We start from the raw sequence: 23,512 nt of genomic DNA, 5'->3' as shown, positions 1-23,512 counted from the left end.
CTTTTAATTTGACGGACAACACTGGGTTCGTTGTGTAATTAGGAATAGCCTGTTTGCCGTCGTCTTTTTGCTCCGTCGTCAGCCAGGAATCCCTAAGGGAGGCCCTCTTCCAAGCCACCGTCTCCACTTCACCATAAAAATTAAGAAAGCTTCTCCCAGCCATGTATCGGCATCCGCCTCGACATGGCCATTTGCTTTTTTGCGTTAAAGTTCGTTCCCGATTACAGGTTTTATTGACAGCAATAAATTTCACAATTTTCTATCTAAAACGATAGATTTGAAATCGAGCTAATTCAATGAATTCATCATATGTAAATATTGTCACATTTCTCTGTTCACGCAATTTCCTTCGTTGTTCGGGAGTAAAATCCTTACTATGCCCCATAATTAAATATCTTTGTGGATTAAGAATTTTTATTCCCTTATTTTTTTCTAACCACTCTGTATTCACTAGTTGTGAACACCATTCATGGTAACAATTCAATTGTGCAATCGCTTCATCTATTGAGTATGAAGGATGCTGCCGCACATTTGAACCAACGAAACTCTTTGAATTTAGATGTGGTAATTTAAATTCGAATATATCACAAAAACCATCCATGCGCACAGGCATAAAATCAGGTTTTAAATCATGCATTTCACAATCATACTGCCACTCCAATAAAATTTGGGGGTTCAACTTATTTGTACCAAAGGAATATTGTAGTATCTCAGGGTTTGCTTCTAAGAAGTTTGTAATATCAACTTCTTTTGTAGCATCCAAGCTAATTAATTCAATAAATTCATTCAGAGCTCTATGCAATTGCACTCGATATTGCGGTACATTATTAAAAATTAAAAATTCGGCTAATTTTTTATAGCTTTCTTCAGTGTGATAACCAATGCCGTCTTCTAAAAGTGGTATAATTTCCATAAAATCAATATGCTTCAACATAAGTCGATCTTCATTATTTGACCAAAAAAATGAAATGTTAGAGATATATGTTGTTTCGTTATTTAACGGTTCAAAATTGAATAACCCATTCATAACTATGTATTCAGATGGAAGCTGGGTAAAGTCATATAAGTAGTCGCACAAATAACTGATAGATTTCCCCAAAAAGAATGAAAAGTTTTCAACAGGTTGGTTTACTGGAAGAGACAGAATATTTGCTTTACCTAAGTCAACACCAATGAAGTCCAAAATGCTGGCTTCAGGATTAAAATAGGCTTCTGCTTCAATTTTACTGTCTAATGGATCTTCGGGCCCGCAATATTCGACGACCAGAAATTTTTTTAAAACACCCACCTTTATTTTTTTAGGAAAAGGAAAGGCAGGATTTAAGGAATTGCGCTTTTCAGGATATAACTCTAAAAAATTATCTATTAGATTAAAAACCTTGTTATTAAGATCATCAACAATGCTTTTTAACAATTCTTCTATTTGTTCATAGGTATACATAGATATTCACCATAATAAGTACTTTCGCCAGATTTTTGAAATTAATATACTATTAAATTGATTTTGATAATTTTTATAAATATTCATAAAATGTTGTTGGGTGTGATACACATCAATGTTGTGAGTGGGATGACTGTGGATTCAACGTTGTTTAGAACCGTCGCTCAAACAGAACCACACGAAGTATACTTTTACTTAGCTGCATTCGACTTTGTACTAGAAGTTCACTTTAACTCGTTTTTCCGGGTCATATAAAACGTAATAAGGAAACCGATGTTAAAATTACCTGATATACCCAGCTTGCCAAAGTGCCAAAACGACATTCATCTGTGAATTGTGCTTGATTCTGCTGCCGTTATTGGCAATTTCCCACAACCGTTCAACCGATGTTTCACGAGGATTGTGTTTCAAATAGTTTAAAGCGGTTATTGCATAGGTGGCGTTTTTTCCGGTGGGATTAATTCCATACAAACCTAAAAAAGCGTTCTTGGGACAACCCTTTTTCTGACTAGAGCTGCCAGCTTCAAAATAGAGGCAGCTGGCTTTTTCCCAGGCGCTTCTGGGATCAAGGCCGCTACTGATCAATTCGGCAGCTTTTAATGCAGTGGTAGCATATTTGTTCATTTGTAATTCACTCCTTTCGGGAATAGTATAACAGGTTAACGAGACTGATCATAGATATATTGAAAAAAATGTATTTTGGGGTTAGTCTATTTTTAGACAACCGGACTTTAAGCTTCTTAAATCACACCACCGGCTTGCCATTACGTTTGGGTTCACCTTGGGATTCGGGGCGGCTGGCCTTCGCTAGCAGCGCACCGCCAACTACCCCCGGCCGCCCCTTAACTGCGTGGTTCAAGCACCGCCGGCCACAAGCCGTGGCTTTTGTTCGTGGCCGCTGTTACTGCGCCGGCCTGTGCGCTGGCGTCGCTATCGCTACTATTACTGCACCCGTGCTTCACGCCGGTTTTTTTTTATTTCAAATTAAGTCATGTCACACAAGTTGCCACATATTGACAAGATTTTTAAAGATTGTTACTGTTGAATTAAAGTCATCTTAAAGTTAATGAAATATGAAACACTGTTAAAAAAACATGATGCAAAGTATTCTGTTGATAAAATAAAAAAATCAGGAGTTGAGAAGGAGGATGAATTTGTGAGTAAAAGTATTCAAAAAATGACGGTATTATTTTTTAGCACTATTACTTATTGTTGGGATGATCCCAGTCAGCGTGACAGCAGCATCAAATCCAAGTGTGTCTTATCGCACCCACGTGCAGAATGAGGGGTGGCAGGGTTGGGAAAAAGATGGCACGATGAGTGGCACATCAGCTAAGGGGCTTCGTTTAGAGGGAATTGAAGTGAAGTTGGATACCCAAGGCTATGATCTCGGGATCAATTACCAGACCCACATTCAGAATATTGGCTGGGAAGCCGATACGGAAAGAGGTTGGAAGTCAAATGGAACCATGAGCGGGACGGAGGGTCTTTCATATCGCTTGGAGGCCATTCAAATTAAATTAACCGGTTCAGATGCTTCAAAATTTGATGTTTATTACCAGGTTCATGCTCAAAACATGGGTTGGCTGGGTTGGGCCAAAAATGGAGAATCAGCTGGGACGGCTGGTTACGGTTATCGGCTTGAAGCGATTAATATCGTCGTCGTTCCGGCTGGGACAGGTGCGCCAAGTGGCGTGGTAGATAAAGCAGAACCGTTTTATGAAAATCCGCTATCATTGTATCCGTCGATTGCATCGGATATAGAAGAATTAAATTGGAAAAATCAATATATTGGTCAATTGTATTATTACTATGAAGATTTATCAAATGATGGAATACCCGAATTAATAATAGGCAGGCCGGTAAAGCCACAAACATTTACAAAGTTTCCATATTCAGGTGAGCTTGATCAACAGGTATCACTTATTTATCAGATCACGAACGGTACGCCTACTATAGTTTTAGGACGTGATGCGCAAATTAGAGGTAGATATTACCTGGATGCCAACAATTATATTATCGATTTTGGATCAGGTGGAGCAGCTTATCATGGATGGAGTTATTATAAGATTAATGGTTATGATTTGAACTTCATAGAGGCGGTACACTTGGATACTTCCAATGGTGAGGTATATTCGCTGAGAGAAAAAAATGAAAAATTGATAAAATATCTTACAAAATCAGAAGCCTATGGGATTTTTAATAAATATTCCATCAAATCAAACATCGATTGGTCACCGTTAGTTTTTTAGAAACCATAAGCTAGCGAGCAACGATTTTTCCTTTGCAACAAACAAGTTGCCAATACGACTGGGTTCGAACGGGGTACCCCCTGTGTTTCATTGGCGGCGTATCGCCAACTACCTCGCCCATCCCGTACTGGGATTACTTACACTGATGCGGCAAAGTAAACTGAACAAGCGAAATATAATCACAGAGATGAATTTAAAGGAGGCATTATAATGGGTTTTATAAAGGATATTGGAAAACTGGCAGGAAGTGTAGCAGGTCTAGTAATAGGTGCGCCGGTATATCTTGCAGGAGAAGTTATAGATAGTGACTTCTTGCGTGAAATTGGCGAGGGTGCATGTAATGTCACTGAACGCACAGGTGAAATGTTGGGTAGTGTTACAGAAGGTGTTGCAGAAACAGTTTATGGAACGATTAAAAAGGATATATATATGCAGTCCAATGGGTTTGATAAAGTTGTTAAAGTGGCGGTTCATATCTAGAGGGTATAGGAAATGGCTTGGTAAAGTTCGTTGAAAATGGACTGAGAACAACAGATGCCATAATTGGTGGTGATACCGATACTGCTGTCAAAGTAGGAACAGAAATGCTTAAAACTGTTGCAGTAGGTGTTCTTGCAATTGGTATAGTCGATGCTTGCGATGGAATAGGAGAGAGTCTTGAAGGTACAGTTGATGGATTGCCCGTAGCTGATAATGATGTTTATGATGGAATAGTAGATGAACTTGATGGAATGGTAGACGGTCTTATTGATACAGTTAATAATTTTCTCATGGTCGATAACGTCGATTTTATTGAAAATCCCAATGAACACTATGTAACGCCATATGAACGCCTTTTGCCAGATGGTAGAACTATTTGGGTAGATGGTGACGGCGATACAACAGTTGATACAAACGGTGGTTGGTTACAAAGTAATCCAGATTATAAAGCATAAGTTAAGAGGTATTGAAACAGGTTACCTCTCCTGGATCGCCTTCTACAGTTGCCATTAACTCGGCCGGTCAGAGCGAGCGGTTTGCTTATACGTTGGGGTTCGTGGGGCTCCGGGGCGACCGGCCTCCGCTGGCGTCGCACCGCCAACTATGACCGCCTTGCGCTATGATAGTTGGTTTGCGTGATACAAGAAAATAAATTAATGAAAGTTGATAAATGAAATAAGTAGTTGCTTTTGCTTAACGAGCACAATCGGGGGTAAATCGTTATTAGAGAAAAAATGAAAAGGAGGTCAGATTTGTGAGAAGAGGGATGGAGAGACTGTTGGTTTACCTGATGGTACTGCCAATGCTTTATTTGGTACCAACTGCTGTATGGGCTGATGCCACACCGAGTGTGAGCTATTGCACCCATGTCCAGAACGTCGGCTGGCAGGCGTATTCGCCGCAGGGTGAGATGTCAGGCACAGAAGGCAGAAGTCTTCGGCTGGAAGGCATTCGTATAGCTCTGGATAAAACGGGTTGTGATCTTGGGATTGAGTATCAGACGCATATCCAGAACATCGGTTGGGAAACCGACACTGCCAAAGGTTGGACCACATCGAATGGTTTTTCCGGTACTGAAGGAATGGGATATCGCTTGGAAGCGATTCAGATCAGATTGACAGGAGCCGATGCCGATCAATTTGATATTTACTACAAGGTGCATGCTCAAAATTATGGATGGTTGGATTGGGCCAAAAATGGTGAATCAGCTGGGACAGAAGGCTTTGGTTATCGACTGGAAGGGATTTGTATTGAAATTCTCCCTGCAGGTTCTAAAGCACCTGGAAATGTTGATTATCCATTTGTAAGCGCAAATGAATTTTTAAATAAAATTAAAGGGGACTGGTATAGCTTAAAAAGAACATCAACGTTACCTGGCTTGAAAATAAATGGGAATCCGTATGAAGAATGTGGCTTGTTATGGTTGGGTTCAAAATACTATGAATACAGATATCGTATTATTTACGTTGCACAAGATTGTAAAAGTGGCACTTTTGAAGCATACGAACAGAATTATTATAAGCCGCCAAGTTCTGGGAATTCAAATTGGCAAAAAGTGCCACTTGCTGTAAGCGATATTTACCAGCTTAATGTCGATAATACGATTACGAGAACGTCACAATCCTATACTGAAACATTTAGAAAGTAAACTTCAGTTTTGAAAATGTATTTAATAACAAACAAAGCATAGTAGCATTATTTTATGTTAGTGCGATCATTTCGCCCCTTGCCACTAGTATTCGTCAGTGACTTCTCTACGTTTTTCTTGAGCGTTTTTATGTGTATACCGGTATCCACAATAAAAATAAGATGCTATTTGAAAAAGATTAATCATAGAACTCATGTGGCTCCATGAGCAGAGATCCATTAGGTTCGAGGTGGAGTTGGTCTCCGAGAACCCGGACTCCAACTTCCGGACTGCCTGGTTTTTCAAGGCTGGGATCACTGATTCTGATTTAAACAGCAGGACCAATTATAGGAAAAAACGGAAGCTGATAGAAGTGAAAATGCGGTTCAGAACACCTCGTTTTTTGACCCTTACCGTGACCCTTACTACGAATTAATTAGATTTTACATAATTATACAAAAATAGAAAGAAATCCCTGTTTTATGCGATTGCTTGATAAATGATTGTATACGATTTTATTGGATTTTATGGGCTGATGACAATTCGAATCCCTCTCTCTCCGCCATTTGAAATTAATAAAGAAATCGAATAATACAGCCGTTTGTGGCTGTTTTTTTATACTCTTTGCAGGGTTGACCCCTAAGGTTACCCCAAAGAGATTTTTTGACCCCTAAAGACTCTTGATTAATGCGTCCATTCTTTCAAAACTTTAGGCTCATTGGCTAGCCTCTTTTTATAGGATGTTTACCGCCATTTTTAGAAAGATTGAGTTCAAACGGCGGTTTAAGACGCATGCGTTTTTCCTTTATGGGCACAATCGTCAAAGTCATTCCTAACGGTTCCAAAATTTTCAGGACTGTTGTTAATTTGGGATCGGTAGAACCTCTTTCCATTCTGGCAATCACTGGCTGTCTGACACCACTTAATTCTTCAAGCTTTTTCTGGCTAATCCCTTTATCATGGCGTGCTTTAATGATTTCACCCATGAGAGCAACCCTTAAATCTGATTCCAGAATTTCTTCAGGTGTAAAAATTTCTTTTCTGACATCGGTCCAGCTACTACCAATTGCTTTATTATTCATTATTTTCACCACTTTCTTTTAAGAATGCCAATTCTCGTTTGGCTTGTTCGATTTCTCGTTTAGGGGTCTTTTGTGATTTCTTTATAAATTGGTGTAGCAATACATAACTACCATCTACCCAGGCGACGAAGAAGATTCTATTTCTTAAGGGCCTGATCTCCCAAATTTCGCCCTCTAAATGCTTGATGTATGGCTCGCCGATCTTTGTACCGTATTTACTGAGCATTTGGATGTAATCATTGATCTTATTGAGATTAACACGGCTGTCCTTATCGTTTTTTTTGCTTAATTCTCTGATAAAATCCAATACTGGCTCATTGCCTTTTGGGTCTTTATAAAAAAGTATTTTGTGCAAACCTCACACCCCCAGTTTATATTATAATAACTCGCGAGTTATTGTTTGTCAATTTCTAATCACGGTCTGTTTTAATTAATTTCATTCTTATGGAGTATTTCCTTTGGTAGTATAGTTGAAGTTGATCTCATAATCTTCAATATCAGGGTATTGAACTAAAAGGTTTTCTGATTCTATTAATGAAATAACGTCACCAGTGTCGAATTGACTAATAATCGGAATTTTTGGATTGCATATTTCAAAAAAGTTTACAAATACTTCCGCTTCACCATCGGACATTTTTGATGAAATTTCTTGACTAATCATGCCCTTGAATTGTCCTATCAGTTGTGTCATATCAAATTCAGAAGGTACTTCAATATTGCCATCAAATTTTATAATAGTCCCACGATTCATTGTTTCTAAGGTATAATCAGATGATTGAGGTATAGTAAAATTCAGGGGATATCCATGATGCAAATTCAAAGGCAATGTCTGAATGGGCATAAGTTCCGCCGTATCTCCCGGATTTGCTAGTTATGCCGATTGCATTAACGCTTTCGATCCATTTCTTGGGTGATATTGTAAAAGCATTTAATCCCGCCTGTCTTCTAAACCCCTCGAATTCGAGGGGTTTAAAATCTGGATTATGAAAAGATTCCCATAAACCAAGAAATTCAAGCGTATCCCTATTTCTCATCCAATTGGCAATTACTGCAGTTGGATCATCACTTTTGTATATCGCAATATCGGTTAGGCTTAATTTTCATCATCAGTACCAAAACCGAGGATTCTTATTTCACGTCCATTTGCATTTATTTTCATTTGATTCTCCTTTGAAAATTTATACCTTTCTGGTCGAGCGTCTAGATTGCCCCTTTAGTGCGAATAAAGCCTGTCAGAATCCAGTAATAAGCTCGTTACTATTTGGGTCGAACCCGGATTTGAATCAGGTTTTTGACATCGTCAAGAATCCGTTCCGAGGTAACCGGGATCATCAGCCAGCGGCCGCCAGCAGCAAAGGAGGTTCGTTTAAACAGGGCCTGAATTTCTGGACTGCTCTGAGGAAGGTAGGCTTCCATTTCGTTAAGCTCTTTGTTTCCAATTACGACCAGGGCAATAAAGTAGCCATCCATAGGGTAAAGAACACAAAGGGATTTGCTGCTTTTGCGGTACTTCAGATTCCAGCCGCGCTGGGCGGAGCAACGGCTGTAATTCATGACCGGTTGGATATGATAGGTGGTTTCAATAAAGCTTTGTAAATCAACCCAGAGCGGATTCTTGACAAAACTGATCATCTCAGCCAGGGTTGGTTCATGGTCCTGTTCAAAAGATAGACTCCATTCCATGGGGAACCTCCAATATTTTCTGGCAATCGTAGCAGGAATAGGTGCAGAAGCAGGATGTCCAATCCGGTTTTTTCCCAATTACCGATAATTTTATATTTAGAATTTATCACCATGCCTCAGACAGGTCAAGTAAAACATAAAAATAGTGGTAAATTGTGATGGTGATTGGTACACTTATACTAAAGTCGAAAGGAATAAAGTAGCAATGATTAAAAAAGACAATATTAACTCCATTGATACCTATATTGGGCAATTCCCGGCAGAAATTCAGGAAATCCTTCAGGAGATACGGCAAGTTATTAAAGAAGCGGCGCCCGAAGCGGAAGAAAAAATCAGTTATCAGATGCCGACTTTTTATCTGGGCGGCAATCTGGTTCATTTTGCGGCATATAAAAACCATATCGGATTTTATCCCGCCCCATCGGGTATCGAAAAATTCAAGCAAGATTTATCAAAATATAAAAGTGCCAAAGGATCAGTTCAATTTCCTCTCAATCAGCCAATCCCCTTTGATCTGATCCAAAAAATCGTTGCATTCAGAGTGGCAGAGAATCAGATACTTAGTGAAAATAAACAAAAGAAGCGTAAGACCGAAGCTGGAATCAAGAATAAAAATGTGAACGATGACCCTGAGCTTGGCAAGCAGGATGACCGTTGATTTACTGAATCATTATACAGAAGAAAGCAAACAGAATAAGATGATGAGCGTTGCAAAAAATGATTTAAATTTGGTCTATCTGGAAGAATTATCAAAGGTGTTTTAAGGTGGTAGGATAGTATGAAGAAAAGCATGAAAAAGGATTCCTTTTTCCAAATGGGGGAAATAAATATAAGAAAGATGCAGACACGAACAGGTATTAAGGGGTTAGTGATACTTCTGTTTCTGGTTAGCTCATTGTTGGTACTTTCGGGCTGTGCCGAAAATAAAGCAGTACTCGTTGGTAATTGGGAATTAGTGCCCAGTGAGGGGGATTTAAATGATACAGCAATGACGGGCTATGCTTTTAGCGAAAATGGGTCTGTCACTTTTTATAATGGTTATGATGGAAAACTGATGGTTTCGGAAGGTCAGTGGCAGATCGGTGGTATTCATAAAAACTATCTGGAGTTATTTTTAGATGACGTGGATACACCAAAGCGGAAGATCCGGTTTAAAGTAGCGGATGAAACCTTATATCTTTTTTCAGATTCCGAAGAAGGTAAAACCACCTATGATAGCCGTTATCAAAAGACCGAGCAGTTTAGCTTTGAAAGTTTGATTGCAGCGGCAAAAAAACAAAAAGCAAAAGAACAACAGGATGCGCAATTGTTTTGCACCCTGTCACCGCAGGAAATCATCGAGCAGCTAAAAGCAATGGGACAACCGATTGGGCAAGTGGTGGTATATACCGATCCTGATTATGCAACGGGTTTATTAAAACAGCCAAATCTCCAATTAGCCCAGGCCGCACGCTTTGAAGATACCTCCATTGAGCAGGTGGAAAATCAGATTGAACCCATCGGTGGATCGGTGGAAGTTTATCAGGACTATGCGGTAGCGAAACAGCGCTACGATTATTTAACGGTTTTTTCTGATGCAGCAGGAACGACCTATCAGATCGGCAATGTCCTGCTGCGGCTGGATAATGCCTTGCAATCAGAAAAGCGGGCACCATATGAAGCCGCATTTTTGGAGATTGTAAAATAATCTGAGAAGCAGTGAGTAAAGGGCGCAGCAGTCGATAGCAGTATTCCTTTTTACAGGCGAAATTACAACCAGTTATAAAAAGCGAGGTGTAAAAATGTGTGGACGTTATATTCTTTATTCTGACAAAGAAGAAAAAGCGATTAAGGCGATTGTTGAAGAAGTCAATAAAAAATATCATGTAACCATTAGAAAAGGGGATATTTACCCAACCGATCTGGCCCCGGTTTATGTGTCCGGGCCGGATCAGCAGGGAATTGCGCTTAGGCTTCTTAAATGGGGGTATAATTGGCATTATCAAAAAAAGACGTTGTTGATTAATGCCCGTTCCGAAACGGTGCTGGAAAAAGCCGTTTTTCGGGATGATTTTCTAAAGCGTCGCTGTCTGATTCCGGCGGTGGGGTTTTATGAATGGAATGCGAAAAAAGAGAAATTCCGCTTTAGTGGTGCTGACGGGCTGATGTATCTTGGAGGCTTTTTTCATGGGCAGGAAGAGGGGCCTGATGAATTTCTGATTATGACAAAGCCACCGGTAAAACTGGTGGCGGAAGTTCATGACCGGATGCCAGTGGTGATTCCTACCAATCAGGCCAGGGGGTTTCTGGAATCCACGGAGACTGCGATTAAAATCATCAGCGAAAATCAGGTCGTCCTCAAAAGAGAGTTGATTCAGGGCGAGAAGCAGTATAGCTTCGTCGATCTGTTAGCCCATGATTTCCCGCCCCAAAATGATCATGATGTGGTTTAAGTAAAGAAACGGAGAACGAAATGGGTTGTTTAAATTAATAGTAGAGTAAGTGAACCACCACGACTAAAATTGATGAGATCAACCCGATTGATGCCTATATTTCTCAATTCCCGACAGCAGCATTGATTGTTTTTAAATATCCAATTCGGGCGGGATGTCTATTTCATCCGAGACATATTTCCCGTTTTTTTTCCGTTGCCGTACGCATTCGGATAAGAGGTATTCGATTTGGCCATTAACGGATCGAAAATCATCCTCGGCCCAGGCGGCGATGGCATCATAAAGTTTTGGGGAAAGTCGGAGGGGGATCTGTTTTTTTTTGTTATCGGCCATGATCCTAATAAAGACTGCCTGAATTTATAATCGGCTGGGCATCATGATTACCGCACAAAACGACTAAGAGGTTTGACACCATGGCGGCTTTCCGTTCTTCATCAAGCACCACCACTTCATTTTCATTCAGACGGGCCAAAGCCATTTCCACCATTCCGACAGCACCATCAACAATCATTTTACGGGCATCAATAATGGCTGAGGCCTGTTGTCTTTGCAGCATGACGGCGGCAATTTCGGGGGCATAGGCTAGGAAGGTGATGCGGGCATCCACCACTTCAATCCCGGCTTCATCGACCCGACTCTGAATTTCTTCTTTGATTCGTTTAGCCACGGTTTCACTGGAACCGCGCAGGCTGCCCTCGTCGGCAATCCCGTCGCCGGTGGTATCGACATTGGTGGTCACATCGTAGGGATAAAGTCGCACAATGTTTCGCAGGGCGCTGTCGCACTGCAGGGATAAGTATTCTTTGTAATTGTCAACATTAAAGACAGCCTTGGCGGTGTCGGTAATGCGCCAGGTAACGGCAATGCCGATATCGATGGGGTTACCAAGACAATCATTGATTTTCTGGCGACTATTATTAAGGGTCATAATTTTTAAGGAAATTTTACGTGAGGCGGGTTCGGCCGCTGCCGCATCTTTATCCCCCTTCACATCACCGCTTTGGATTAAACGGGTTTTGGCTGCCGGATTAACGGCGCTACAGAATGGATTGACAAAATAAAATCCCGGTTCCCGGATGGTACCGACATAATGACCAAAAAGGGTCAGCACCAGAGCTTCCTGAGGTTTAAGTACTTTCAGCCCCGGCCAGAGCAGCCAGGTGGTGCAAAGCAAAATAAGACAAATAACAATCACAATGCCACTACCGTCAGTGGCAATTGTGGCGATAAGACCGACAAGGGCTGCGGCATAAATGAGCAGCGAGATCAGGAATACCAGCATACCATGCTTTTTGCCATGGAGAATTTTCTCGTCCATAATAAATACCTTCTTTCAATATGATATCAAAATAATATCATAACGATATTTATTAAGCAATCTTTTTTTGAGAAAAGAGACGCCCTGAGAAAAGAAACTGGCGTAGCGATTAAGAAAAATTATTGTTTCAACAGCGATATTATGAGATGATGAGACATAAATTATAAAGAAAAAACAAGCAATTTCGGCAATGAAAGAATTTTTTAAGCTAGGATACGAGGAGAAAAAGCGTGAAGTTTATATCATGGAATATTGATTCATTAAATGCGGCATTAACCGGAGAGTCACCCCGGGCGCAATTATCGCAGCAGGTATTGGAAAGGATCGCCACACATCAGCCCCAGGTGATTGCCATTCAGGAAACAAAACTGTCGGATAAGGGGCCAACGAAAAGACACTTTGAAATTCTGAGTGACCGGTTCTCAGATTATGAAATCGTCTGGAGCAGTTCCGTCCAACCAGCCCGTAAGGGCTATGCCGGAACCATGTTTTTATACCAGAAAGATCTGACCCCAGCTGTTACAAGGCCAGTCATTGGCGCACCAGGTACCATGGATGCAGAGGGTCGGATCATCACCCTGGAATTTGATGATTTTTATCTGACCCAGGTTTATACCCCAAACGCTGGAGATGGCCTGAATCGTCTGGCTGATCGTCAAATCTGGGACCAGAAGTACGCCGATTATTTGGCTGCTCTGGATCAGAAAAAACCGGTCATTGCGACCGGTGATTTTAATGTCGCCCATCAGGAAATCGATTTGGCCCATCCGGAAAATAACCGCCGCTCCGCTGGCTTTACCGATGAGGAACGGCAGGGTTTCAGCCAGCTCCTGGCCAGAGGTTTTACCGATAGCTTTCGTTTTTTGCATGGCGATGTGACCGGCGTTTATTCCTGGTGGGCGCAACGGGTTAAGACCAGCAAAGTCAACAATTCGGGCTGGCGGATTGATTACTGGTTGGTCAGTGATCGGATTGCTAACCGCATTGTCAAATCGGAAATGATTGATTCAGGGCCACGACAGGATCACACACCATTACTGTTTGAACTGGACTAGTTTTTAGTGATTCAGGGTTTTACGGTAGCGGCTTAGGCGACAAATAGGTCATTTGGGCATTTGTCAGAAAGGGCAACGGTTGTCAGCGGACACCAGTCGATACGAACAAGGGTGAAAGCGATGCTGCTGCTAATAAAAAAGTTCTGGTTGCTTGGGAGCTTTGAAATTAGTGTGAAGCCGGTTAGCAGCGTCATGAACCGGCCCCGGCTTAATTGATCGGGCTTGGGTGGGACATTTTTTAATACAGGCGCAGCAGGTGATGCATTTTTTATGATCAATCTGACGGCTATCCTGGGGATTAATGACAGCGGTGGGACAGATGCTTGAGCAGCGTTGACAGTTGTTACAGGCAGGGCTGACAGCGATAAAATCAACATCCCAAAGGGTCGTTTCGCCACGATAGGGTATCTGGCCCGGGGGCGAGATCAGGCAATTGCGGTCAGGGTTTGGGTGTGTAAGCAGCTTATCCTTAATTTTTCGACCAAAGCTTTCGGCCAGCGCCAGATCACTTGGATTGGGTCGGTCGGCGGCAATGGGTGTTTCGGAACTTGAAAAAGAGTGTTCGCCAATAAAAGCTCCGGCGGCAATGGGCAGACAACCATTGCCGATGATGATGTCCCGCAGTTCCAGCAAGGCATCATCATAGACGCGATTGCCATAGACTACCACACAAATCGTCGGCGTGTTTGTGGCATGAAGCGTTTTTAACCAGGGGCCAATCACTTCCGGGACACGCCCCATGTAAACGGGGACGCCGATGAGCAGGATGTCATCAGTGGCGAGTAGAAGGGGTTGGCTCCGTTGTTTCGGTCGGGTGATATCGATCGTGATCAAATCGCCGGGATTAAAACCTTGGGCAATGGCATTCAGAATTTTTTCGGTGGTACCGGTCGGTGAAAAACTGACCAGTTTAAGGGTTTGGTAGTTCATGATTTGCCTCCAATAATAACTTTTTAATCAGAATACAATAAATGCGATCATGTTACCAGAAGAGTGATTATACTAGTATCAATACTAACAGGAAGGAGCAGGGAAATGGATGGTGAACAGCGAAACAGAGAACTGGGTGATTTTCTAAAAAAGCGCAGACAAAGCATGACACCAGAGGGACTTGAGCTTGAAGCGCTTGCACGGCGGCGGACACCGGGATTAAGAAGAGAAGAAGTGGCGCAAATGGCGGGGATCAGTTTAACCTGGTATACCTGGCTTGAGCAGGGGCGACCCATTCAGGTGTCGACTTCGGTGGTGGAGAGCCTGACCCGGGTATTGCAGCTTAATGAGGAAGAGCGAACTTATCTTTACCGCCTATCCAACCAGCCTCTTCCGTCGGAAAGTTCCAAACGTCAGCATCTGATCAGTCCGGCATTGCAACATGTTCTGGATAGTCTTTGCCATTGTCCGTCGTTGATCACCGACCAGCAATGGAATGTCATCGGTTGGAACGATGCGGCTGGCACAATCTTTGGTGATTTTGAGGAGATGAATGAGCTTGAGCGAAACATCGTCTGGGCCATGTTTACCGATGCAAAATATAAAACCATGTTTGTCGACTGGGAACACCATGCCAAAGGGATGGTGGGACGCTTCCGAGCAAGCTGCGGAAAATTTGTTGATGATCCCTGGTTTAAACAGTTTGTTGAGGACCTCAAAGCCGCAAGTACCGATTTCAATTGCTGGTGGCCACTCCATGAGATAAAAAATAATGGCGAACTCTATAAACAATTGATACATCCCATTGTTGGCCGCCTGGATTTTGAAATTAGCAATTTTGATGTAGCGGATCATTCCAACCTCAAAATGGCCGTGCATATTCCCGAACCTGGCACCGATACCGATGACAAAATGGCCTATCTGTTGAAACTAGCCAGGGAAAAAAGTGATGCCTGCTATACGAAAGGTGAAAAAAAGCAAGGCTGATTCTCTGTTCGTGATTAAAACCTAAGAAACCAGGTCTAACAATTGTCGAATCTCGTAAAAAGCAAGAATACACCGACATAACGATTCACAACAACTTCGGAGGGCAGAAAGATGACATATTTGATTAAATTTTTAAAAACAAAAAAAGCGCTGTTGTTTTTAATCATACTGGCCACGGTAATCCAGTCCTTTAGTATGCTGGCGGTGCCCTATTTTGCGGCCAAAATGATTGATGATGGGATTCTCAAAAATGATCTGATGGCAATTGTGCGATTGGGCTTGCAGATGCTGGCAGCGGTTGGGTTATCAGCCCTGATTTCCTTATGGGCCAGCTATATGAGTGCCGATTTAGCCGCCCTTTCAGGAAAATACCTGCGGGATCGGATTTTTGACAAAACCCAGATTTTATCAATCCGTGACTTTAATCACTTCAGTACCGCTTCAATGATTACCCGGGCAACTGGCGATATCACGGTGATCCAACAGACGGTGATTATGCTGGCCCAAATGGTTTTGCCGGCACCGATTATTGCGGTGACGGCGATTATTATGACGATCGCCGTGAGCCCCAAATTGGTAGCGATTCCGATTTTGGCCATGGTTGTTTTCATGTTGGGTATCTATGTGATTTTTATCAAGGCCAGTCCGATCTCCAAAACCATCCAAATGCGACTGGATAGCATTAACCGGATCATGGGCGAAGCGATTACCGGGGTGCGGGTCATCCGGGCCTTTGATAATTCCGAATTTGAGAGAAATCGAACCAATGCGGCCTTTTTAAATTACGCCAATAACGTGATTAAACTGAATAAGACCTTTGCGGTATTCAGTCCGCTGATCTGGTCAGTTGTGGGAATCAGTCTGGTAGCGGTGTTATGGTTTGGCAGCTTTTTGGTGCTCAATGGCGAAATACAGGTTGGCGGCATTACCGCCGTCTCAGAATATACCATTCTTTTGCTGATCGCTCTGATTATGTCGTCGATGGTTATGGTTATGTTGCCTAAAATGAAGGCTTGCCTTGATCGTACCCAGGAGGTATTGGATACGATTCCGGAAATAAACGATGTGACCGTACCGCAATCCAGAAGAAATCCGGCTGATCCCTTCAAAATTGTTTTTGATCAGGTTAGTTTTTCCTATCGGGGTGCCGAGGAGGCGGTTCTTAAGGAAATCAGTTTTGCCTGTGAGCAGGGAAAAACCACGGCCATTATCGGTGGCACCGGTTCGGGCAAAAGTACCATTGCCAGTCTGATGCTGCGTCTTTATGATGTCGCCAGCGGCACCATCACACTCGAAGGGGTGGATATCCGCCAGATTTCTCAACATGAGCTGCGGGAAAACATCAGTTATGTACCCCAAAAAGCGCTCCTTTTTAGTGGCACCATTGCCGATAATCTGCGGATGGGAAACAGTCAGGCCACTCAGCAGGAACTGGAACAGGCGGCCCAAACCGCCCAGGCCCATGACTTTATTATGGAGACTGCCGAAGGCTACCAGCGATCGGTGGCCCAGGGTGGCACCAATTTTTCCGGCGGCCAGAAGCAGCGGTTATGCATTGCCCGGGCGCTGGTAAAAAAAGCCCCGGTTTATATTTTTGACGACAGTTTTTCGGCACTCGATTTTAAAACCGATGCGGCGCTGAGACAAGCCTTAAAAAAAGAGATGGCTTCGGCAGCGGTGGTGATCGTCGCCCAGCGGGTCAGCACGATTATTGATGCTGACCAGATTATCGTGCTGGAGGCCGGTCGGATGGCTGGTATTGGTCGGCATGCTGAACTGATCAATACTTGCCTGGTCTATCAGGAAATTGTGGCATCGCAGCTGTGCGAAAAGGAGGTCGGCAGTTTATGAGGAAACGGCGAAAAAAACCACAACAGCAAAAGAAGCAGGCGTTTAATCCCGAAGTAAAACCGGAAATGGAAGATATTCCGAAAAATACCAAGCTGGCGGGAAAACGCTTGATGGGGTTGTTGCTGCAACAAAAATGGGCCTTGCTGATCATTTTGCTGGCGGCAGTAGTCAGCAGCGGACTCTTTGCTGTTACCCCGATCATCATGGGCAAAGCCCTGGATCAGCTGATTCAGGCCATTCGTGCAAATGGCCTGGGTGGCAGTTATGAACAGCTGGCAAAAATTGTCGGGTTGCCGCTGCTCTTGTTGGCGCTGGCCTATCTGATTGGGGCAGCGGTGGCCTTTGTTCAGGAGTATACCATGGCCAGTGTCGGAGAAAAGCTGGCCTTATCGATGCGGGAGAAAATAAGCGAAAAAATTACCCGGTTGCCGCTTCATTATTACGATGCCAATGAAACCGGCGAAATATTAAGCCGCACCACCAATGATCCCGATAAGATTGCTGAGATCTTAAAAACAGGGGCCTTACAGTTTGCCAATGCCCTTTGCAACCTGGTTTTCAGTGTAGTGATTATGTTTGCACTCAGCCCGATTATGGCGGTGATCATCATTGCGACGATGTCGTTTAGCGTTTTTGCCACCAAAGCGATTTCCCAAAAAACATTGGCAATTTTCGCTGAAAACCAGAAGGTGTTAGGGGAACTTAACGGAAAAATCGAAGAATATTATACCGGCAATCTGATTATCAAAAGCTTTAACCAGCAGGATATGGTCACGCAAACCGAACGGGAGTTAAGTGAACGACAGTATCAGGCCAACAAAAAATCACAATTTGTGATCTATGCCATCTATCCGGCGATCCGTTTTCTGACACAACTCAGTTTTGTGGTGACGGCCATTGTTGGCGGGATCTTTGCCATTAACGGCAGTATGACCATTGGAACCGTGCAGGCTTTTTTGCAGTATGTTAACCAGATTGCCGATCCGATTACCCAGGCATCTTATTTTATCAATTCAATGCAGGCGGCGCTGGCCTCAGCCGAGCGGGTTTTTGAATTTCTGGACGAAGCCGAAGAGCTGCCGGAAACCAGCAACCCCATAGCGATCACAGCGCCAGACGGGGCGGTGGCCTTTGAACATGTCCGCTTTGGTTATAAACCCGGGCAATTGCTGATGCAGGATGTCAGCTTTACCGTCAGACCCAATGAGATGGTGGCCATTGTCGGGCCCACTGGTGCCGGTAAGACCACGTTGGTTAATCTGTTGATGCGCTTTTATGAGCTGGAAGGCGGAACCATCTCAGTCGATGGCATTGATGTCAAGAAACTGTCAAAAAGTGGGCTGCGGCGGATGGTGGGGATGGTACTTCAGGATACCTGGCTTTTTAAGGGTACCATTGCAGAGAACCTTGCTTACGGCAAAATGGATGCTAGCCGTGAAGAAATCATTGCGGTCGCCAAGGCGGCCCGCTGTGACCATTTTATCCGAACCTTGTCAGAGGGCTATGATACAGTGATTTCCAATGAAGAAGGAACGGTTTCCCAGGGTCAAATGCAGTTATTAACCATTGCCCGGGCGATGCTGGCCAATCCGGCCCTGATGATTCTTGACGAAGCGACATCCAGCGTTGATACAAAAACCGAACTGGAAGTCCAGAAAGCGATGGTTCAGAGCATGAAGGGCAAAACCAGTTTTGTGATTGCCCATCGGCTGTCCACGATTAAGTCCGCCGATCTGATTCTGGTGATGAATAACGGTACCATTGTTGAAAAAGGAACCCATCAGGAGTTGTTGGCTGCGGATACATTCTATGCTGATTTGTATAACAGCCAGTTTAATCATCTGGTGGGGTAGTGGCTACCCGGGTGCTAGAAAATGCTCGTTTCGCAAGGCGTGTCAAGAACGGTTTGAAGTTCTGGACTATAATCAAGTCAGGAGGTGAGAAAAATGGAAGAGGCACAGGTTATTCAGGCGGTGCAGCGGATGCAGGAGTATATCGAAACGAATCTCCACCGCAAGATCACCTTGAAAGAACTGGCCAATGTAGCCGGATATTCGCCCTGGTATGCGGCCAGGCTGTTCAAAGAGGTTACGGGAAAACCGCCTTTTGACTATATCAGGGCCCTGCGTCTGACGCAGGCAGCACTTCTTTTGAGAGATGAGGAGGTGAAAATCATCGATGTAGCCATGGATTTTGTCTTTGACTCCCATGAAGGCTTTACCCGGGCATTTTCCCGGGAGTTTGGTATGGCCCCCAGCAAATATGGTCGTCAGACGCCGCCGATCAAATTGTTTATGCCTCAGAAAGTTTTCGATACCTACCAGTCGATGCATAAAGGAGAGAATAGAATGAGCGAAAAAAAAGAAACCAAAACGGTATTTGTTCAGGTAATTGAGCGGCCAGCCCGGAAGCTTTTGTTAAAGCGGGGTGTCAAAGCAACCGAGTATTTTGGCTACTGTGAAGAAGTTGGTTGTGAGATCTGGTCGGTGCTGACCAGTGTCAAGGAAGCCTTGTACGAACCCATCGGGATGTGGTTGCCCGGGCATCTGATCCGGGAAGGGACATCCCAATATGTACAGGGGGTGGAGGTACCGCTGGATTATGCCAATGTCATTCCGGAAGGATACGAGCTGATCGAGCTGCCGCCCTGCACGATGATGGTATTTCAGGGTGAACCCTATGATGATATCGATTTTATGGCCGAAATCGGTGTGATCTGGGAGCATGCTAAACGCTTTGATCCAACCGTTTACGGCTACCAATGGGCACCCGAAGCAGCACCGCGATTCCAATTGGCACCGATGGGCTACCGCGGCTACATTGAAGCCTATCCGGTTAAAGCCATTCGCAACAGCTAGTCTGATCGACAACCAACGCCAGACAAGCCGGTTCAAAGCGGAAGAAAAATCTGTCTGCTTTGAACCGGCTTTTTAGCGCAGGTGTCAGGGTAAAGTATAAAAGAATGGCCAGGTTTGTTATTCCACCGGTTTCCATTCCGAATTCATGCTGAGCTTAAAGTCATTCCACATAAAGGTCATGGTTTTCCAGACAACCCGCTTGGGAATGATTTCTGTCATTCCGGCGCCATAGAATTCATATTGGGACTGGCCTTCCCGATTGGGCTTATATTCATTGTGAATATAGTCACTTAAGGTGCCTTCAGCGTAGAGGTCATCTTCAAACGTGTTCATGCCAATTTCAGTGAGATCACCATCGTATAGAATCGTTCCGTCGTTATTGGTGAGCATGAAGTTGACATCTTTGCCGATACTTTCCAGATTGGTCAGATAGGCCGCAAAATCATAGAGGCGTACCTGGGTCACAATATATCCGGCAATCTGACCATCCTTTTCAACGGGGGTTACAAAGGCCAGCAGCTGCATCGAGGGAGACTGATGATCGGCAAAGGTCAGGTCGGTGATAAAAGGCTGTTTTTGCTGGCTGATGGCTGGAATGTTCTTATCATAAAGATCAAAGGAAATACCCTTAAAATAAGTGGGATAGGCGTTGGTAATGAGGTTTTGATTATTGACAAAGGCGACATTTTTGGCAATTGGGCTTTCTTTGGCAATGGCGGCTAAGGCGCTGGAGAAAGCGTCGCTATTTTCACCGGATTGTTGATAGGCAGTCACAGCTGCCTTGGTGAGGTTTTCGAGCGTTGTGAATTCACTATAGATAAAGGTGCTGGCGGTATCCAACCAGGATAATTCCTCGTCAGTAAACTGGCGCAGGTCACCTTTGCTGGTTGTGGATTCACCTGTACCAGGTTCGGAATTGACATAAATCCGCAAATCCGAGCCAAAGGCGCTAACAGTGTCCCATTTTACTTGTTTTTGCACGGGGTCATTCGTGCCGACGGCATTATAGGTATAGGTTCCTTCGCCCTGGGCATTGGGGATCATTTTATTTTTAATCAGGGTTTGCAGTTCGACAAAACTGCTGTAAATGGGGTCAGTCAGAATATTTTTGCCGATTTCGGTCATGTTGCTGGTGTAGACATTGGTTCCATTGGTGTCAATGAGGCCGAGGTCGAGATTCTGTCCAATGGCCAGTTTACTGAGTTCGGCCCCAAAGCTATAAGGATCGATGTAGGCGATTACCCAACCACCGTTTTTGATCGGTACTGAAGCATAGAGGTAAGGGGTGTCATCAGTGGAGGTGTGGGGTTTGATAACCATCGCCGGAGTATCGACAAATAGTTCAGGATGGCGGTTGATGCTTTTTAAATTGAGACCAATAAAAGGGCTGTCCATTTTCGTAGCGACCTGAGTCACATTGGAATCGGCATCACAGACCAGGATATCAAAGAAATAGGTTTTACTGTTGAGTTGTTTGTTCATCAGTGAATAGGCTTTCTCATCACCAGCCGGGCTTTTCCCGACGGAAGTTCCGATTTCTTCCAACATCGTCTGGATCTCGTCCATTTCCGTCTGTAGTGCAGCTGTTGCATCAGAAAGCGTATCGGGATTACCGTTGCTGGATTTGGTTGTTGCACAGCCACTTAACAGTAGTGCCAGGATAAGTAATAAGGGCAGCAGTTTTCTTTTCATTGGGTGACTCCTTTAGTTTATTTTGCTTTTGCAAATGTTTTGCAAAAGCTGGTAAAATCATTTTATCACAGAGTTTATTTACATAAAATAAATACTTTTAAATTCGGCAAAGATATGCTGACAGATTTTCATTTGGTAGGGATCGCAATGGGTCGTCACAATGAGTTTGGATAGAGAAACATAATTTACAATAAAAAGTTTACTCTTATTTAATATTTTAATGAAGAATGGGTATATTTAAAACAAGTCAAAAGATTGGAGAATGTAAAAATGGAGTTTAGAATTTTTGAGAAATTTCCCTTTAATTACGATATGGAAACCCTGGACAAAGAGCTGCACTTAAGAGGCAATGAAGCAATGTTGGATATTCTCGAGCCTATTTACGAAGTGGTGGAACAGATTGCCCGGCCCAAGGCGATTTATTTTCAAGCTGAGGTTACGGAAAAAACCGAAGAAGCGGTTAAAATCAATGGGGTGCCTTTTGAAAGCACACTGCTCCGGGGCTATGTCGACCAGAGCGAGCCGGTTTTTCCCTATATTGTCACGGTCGGCACCGAGCTGGATGATTATGCCAAAATTTTGAAAGACTCCATGGAGCTTTTTATGATTGATGAGGTCATGAATCTGCTGGTCAATACCGGTAAGGTCTTTGTTGCCGAGGCGGTTAAAGCTGAAGCGGGCTGGTCAGCGGCGCAGGATTACGTTCCCGGAAACGGGGAAGAATGGTCAACGGTGGAACAGAAACGACTGTTTGACATGTTTGCTGGCGAAACCGCCAAAATTGGCGTGACCCTGGGCGATAATTATTTTGTGCTACCGGGGCGATCGACGATCGGAATTTTGTCACAAAAACGCTGAATGATAGGTAATTAGTATTTTAAATGCCGTGAGCAGATGAGATCTTCATCGGTTGGCGGTGTTTTTTTAGGGCATGAACAAAAAAGAATTTTTTTAAATAATCTCGCAAGAAACAAAATTATCAGGCTATTTACATAAATCTGAAATGCTTTTATTCAATTGTTTAAACAAAACCTAAACATTAAGGGGTACAATCGTTCCACGATTAAATTTTCAAATAAATTTGCAGATAAAGGTGGAATAACCATGAATTTGGATCCCTATCACATTTTGGGGGTTCCTCACGATGCCAGTGATGAGGACGTCTCAAAAGCATATAAAAAACTGGCGAAGCAATACCATCCCGACTTGAATCCAGGTAATCCGGAAGCCGCCCGAAAAATGAGCGAGGTCAATGCGGCCTATGATCTGATCAAAAGCGGTCAGGCCAACTATGCTTATGGCAATGCTCATGGCAATGCCAGTCCCTATCAACCAGGTCATCCGGGACAAACCAGAACCTATACCTATCGATATAGCAGCAGCGATGGCCGAAGCGGTCAGGCTGACCCCTTTGAAGGCTTTGATCCCTTTGAATGGATTTTTGGAGCTTTTTACAGCCAGCGGCGGAGCTTCAGTTTTGAAGCCGCCGCTGACCAGATTAATATGAACAACTACGAAGAAGCGCTTAATATTCTCAATCATCTCGCGGATCGTAGCGCTAAGTGGCATTTCTATAGTGCCATTGCCAACTATGGCCTGGGTTACCGGGACGTAGCCCGGGAACATGCCCGCATGGCCGTTGAGATGGAGCCGGATAATGCCGAGTATCAAAACCTGCTGAGTCAAATGAGTGGCCGACGCAGCTGGTTTGGCAGCACCAGTCGACGCACCTCCAGTTTTTCCCCACTGGGTACGATTGTTAAGCTGTTTATTGGTTTTTATGCAATCCAGTTTTTGCTGTCGTTTTTGGGATTAATATTTTAG

23 protein-coding genes and 2 pseudogenes are annotated in these 23,512 nt (G+C 43.6%); 14 read left to right on the top strand and 11 right to left on the bottom strand.

Annotated elements, in window-relative coordinates; all coding sequences use genetic code 11:
* Positions 1–259: 259 nt before the first annotated feature.
* Both B3F51_RS05690 and B3F51_RS05685 read right to left on the bottom strand, forming a co-directional pair.
* Positions 260–1,441, bottom strand: a complete 1,182-nt coding sequence (locus B3F51_RS05690; RefSeq protein ID WP_286945992.1) for a Shedu anti-phage system protein SduA domain-containing protein — start codon at positions 1,439–1,441, stop codon at positions 260–262.
* Positions 1,442–1,723: 282 nt separating this feature from the next.
* Positions 1,724–2,065: a DUF6979 family protein gene (locus B3F51_RS05685; RefSeq protein ID WP_286945990.1), complete on the bottom strand. Its 342-nt coding sequence runs from the start codon at positions 2,063–2,065 to the stop codon at positions 1,724–1,726.
* A gap of 608 nt (positions 2,066–2,673) precedes the next feature.
* Here B3F51_RS05685 and B3F51_RS05680 point away from each other — a divergent pair.
* From B3F51_RS05680 to B3F51_RS05665, 4 genes are all read left to right on the top strand, one after another.
* Complete coding sequence (locus tag B3F51_RS05680) at positions 2,674–3,693, top strand: hypothetical protein (protein WP_286945987.1); 1,020 nt, start codon at positions 2,674–2,676, stop codon at positions 3,691–3,693.
* A 210-nt stretch (positions 3,694–3,903) separates the two neighbouring features.
* Positions 3,904–4,173, top strand: a complete 270-nt coding sequence (locus B3F51_RS05675; RefSeq protein WP_286945985.1) for a hypothetical protein — start codon at positions 3,904–3,906, stop codon at positions 4,171–4,173.
* Between the two features lie 17 nt (positions 4,174–4,190).
* Positions 4,191–4,628, top strand: coding sequence for a hypothetical protein (locus B3F51_RS05670; RefSeq protein WP_286945984.1), 438 nt, complete (start codon positions 4,191–4,193; stop codon positions 4,626–4,628).
* 311 nt (positions 4,629–4,939) lie between these two features.
* Positions 4,940–5,821: a hypothetical protein gene (locus B3F51_RS05665; protein ID WP_286945982.1), complete on the top strand. Its 882-nt coding sequence runs from the start codon at positions 4,940–4,942 to the stop codon at positions 5,819–5,821.
* A 701-nt stretch (positions 5,822–6,522) separates the two neighbouring features.
* Here B3F51_RS05665 and B3F51_RS05660 read toward each other — a convergent pair.
* From B3F51_RS05660 to B3F51_RS05640, 5 genes and pseudogenes are all read right to left on the bottom strand, one after another.
* Positions 6,523–6,882 carry a helix-turn-helix domain-containing protein gene (locus tag B3F51_RS05660; protein ID WP_084633667.1) on the bottom strand — a complete coding sequence of 120 codons (360 nt, stop codon included), beginning with the start codon at positions 6,880–6,882 and terminating at the stop codon, positions 6,523–6,525.
* Complete coding sequence (locus tag B3F51_RS05655; protein ID WP_070371729.1) at positions 6,875–7,237, bottom strand: type II toxin-antitoxin system RelE/ParE family toxin; 363 nt, start codon at positions 7,235–7,237, stop codon at positions 6,875–6,877. The genes B3F51_RS05660 and B3F51_RS05655 overlap by 8 nt, the downstream gene beginning before the upstream one ends.
* 87 nt (positions 7,238–7,324) lie before the next feature.
* Positions 7,325–7,723: a hypothetical protein gene (locus B3F51_RS05650; protein ID WP_187389180.1), complete on the bottom strand. Its 399-nt coding sequence runs from the start codon at positions 7,721–7,723 to the stop codon at positions 7,325–7,327.
* Positions 7,671–8,041 (bottom strand): annotated as a pseudogene (locus B3F51_RS05645) (KilA-N domain-containing protein); the annotation flags it as partial. The pseudogene B3F51_RS05645 and the gene B3F51_RS05650, both read right to left, overlap by 53 nt.
* Before the next feature lie 98 nt (positions 8,042–8,139).
* Complete coding sequence (locus B3F51_RS05640; protein WP_286945978.1) at positions 8,140–8,565, bottom strand: DUF3788 domain-containing protein; 426 nt, start codon at positions 8,563–8,565, stop codon at positions 8,140–8,142.
* A 205-nt stretch (positions 8,566–8,770) separates the two neighbouring features.
* Between B3F51_RS05640 and B3F51_RS05635 the strand changes: the two are divergent.
* From B3F51_RS05635 to B3F51_RS05625, 3 genes and pseudogenes are all read left to right on the top strand, one after another.
* A pseudogene (locus B3F51_RS05635) lies at positions 8,771–9,151 on the top strand (iron chaperone); the annotation flags it as partial.
* Positions 9,152–9,403: 252 nt separating this feature from the next.
* Positions 9,404–10,252 (top strand): hypothetical protein, encoded by an 849-nt coding sequence (locus B3F51_RS05630; protein WP_286945976.1) that lies wholly within the window; start codon positions 9,404–9,406, stop codon positions 10,250–10,252.
* A gap of 94 nt (positions 10,253–10,346) precedes the next feature.
* A complete protein-coding gene (locus tag B3F51_RS05625) occupies positions 10,347–10,997 on the top strand; it encodes an SOS response-associated peptidase (protein WP_286945974.1) in 651 nt (216 codons plus the stop codon).
* Positions 10,998–11,129: 132 nt separating this feature from the next.
* Here B3F51_RS05625 and B3F51_RS05620 read toward each other — a convergent pair whose 3' ends face one another.
* Together B3F51_RS05620 and B3F51_RS05615 are read right to left on the bottom strand one after the other, a co-directional pair.
* Positions 11,130–11,330 carry a PTS ascorbate transporter subunit IIC gene (locus B3F51_RS05620; protein WP_070371724.1) on the bottom strand — a complete coding sequence of 67 codons (201 nt, stop codon included), beginning with the start codon at positions 11,328–11,330 and terminating at the stop codon, positions 11,130–11,132.
* Positions 11,331–11,334: 4 nt separating this feature from the next.
* A complete protein-coding gene (locus B3F51_RS05615; protein WP_228877997.1) occupies positions 11,335–12,315 on the bottom strand; it encodes an SPFH domain-containing protein in 981 nt (326 codons plus the stop codon).
* 230 nt (positions 12,316–12,545) lie between these two features.
* Between B3F51_RS05615 and B3F51_RS05610 the strand changes: the two genes are divergently transcribed.
* On the top strand, positions 12,546–13,370 hold the full coding sequence (locus B3F51_RS05610; protein WP_070371722.1) for an exodeoxyribonuclease III: 825 nt from the start codon (positions 12,546–12,548) through the stop codon (positions 13,368–13,370).
* Positions 13,371–13,499: 129 nt separating this feature from the next.
* On the opposite strand, the gene B3F51_RS05605 is transcribed toward B3F51_RS05610, so the two are convergent.
* Positions 13,500–14,300, bottom strand: coding sequence for a 4Fe-4S binding protein (locus B3F51_RS05605; protein ID WP_250934326.1), 801 nt, complete (start codon positions 14,298–14,300; stop codon positions 13,500–13,502).
* A gap of 105 nt (positions 14,301–14,405) precedes the next feature.
* Between B3F51_RS05605 and B3F51_RS05600 the strand changes: the two genes are divergently transcribed.
* The 4 genes from B3F51_RS05600 to B3F51_RS05585 all read left to right on the top strand — a co-directional run bounded on the left by B3F51_RS05600 (position 14,406) and on the right by B3F51_RS05585 (position 19,996).
* The gene (locus tag B3F51_RS05600; protein WP_286945971.1) at positions 14,406–15,287 is read left to right on the top strand and encodes a helix-turn-helix transcriptional regulator; all 882 of its coding nucleotides are present in this window, start codon (positions 14,406–14,408) and stop codon (positions 15,285–15,287) included.
* A gap of 111 nt (positions 15,288–15,398) precedes the next feature.
* Complete coding sequence (locus B3F51_RS05595; protein ID WP_286945969.1) at positions 15,399–17,138, top strand: ABC transporter ATP-binding protein; 1,740 nt, start codon at positions 15,399–15,401, stop codon at positions 17,136–17,138.
* Positions 17,135–18,991, top strand: coding sequence for an ABC transporter ATP-binding protein (locus B3F51_RS05590; protein ID WP_286945967.1), 1,857 nt, complete (start codon positions 17,135–17,137; stop codon positions 18,989–18,991). The genes B3F51_RS05595 and B3F51_RS05590 overlap by 4 nt, the downstream gene beginning before the upstream one ends.
* 93 nt (positions 18,992–19,084) lie before the next feature.
* Positions 19,085–19,996 carry a helix-turn-helix transcriptional regulator gene (locus tag B3F51_RS05585; protein ID WP_286945966.1) on the top strand — a complete coding sequence of 304 codons (912 nt, stop codon included), beginning with the start codon at positions 19,085–19,087 and terminating at the stop codon, positions 19,994–19,996.
* 117 nt (positions 19,997–20,113) lie between these two features.
* Here B3F51_RS05585 and B3F51_RS05580 read toward each other — a convergent pair whose 3' ends face one another.
* A complete protein-coding gene (locus tag B3F51_RS05580) occupies positions 20,114–21,688 on the bottom strand; it encodes a hypothetical protein (RefSeq protein ID WP_286945964.1) in 1,575 nt (524 codons plus the stop codon).
* A gap of 270 nt (positions 21,689–21,958) precedes the next feature.
* On the opposite strand from B3F51_RS05580, the gene B3F51_RS05575 reads away from it, so the two are divergent.
* Positions 21,959–22,546, top strand: coding sequence for a hypothetical protein (locus B3F51_RS05575; RefSeq protein ID WP_286945962.1), 588 nt, complete (start codon positions 21,959–21,961; stop codon positions 22,544–22,546).
* Between the two features lie 246 nt (positions 22,547–22,792).
* On the top strand, positions 22,793–23,512 hold the full coding sequence (locus tag B3F51_RS05570; RefSeq protein WP_286945960.1) for a DnaJ domain-containing protein: 720 nt from the start codon (positions 22,793–22,795) through the stop codon (positions 23,510–23,512).

This window comes from Acetobacterium sp. UBA5834 (assembly GCF_002435675.1).
In the GTDB taxonomy this organism is placed as follows: domain Bacteria; phylum Bacillota; class Clostridia; order Eubacteriales; family Eubacteriaceae; genus Acetobacterium; species Acetobacterium wieringae.
This window is presented reverse-complemented; position numbering and strand designations above follow the sequence as displayed.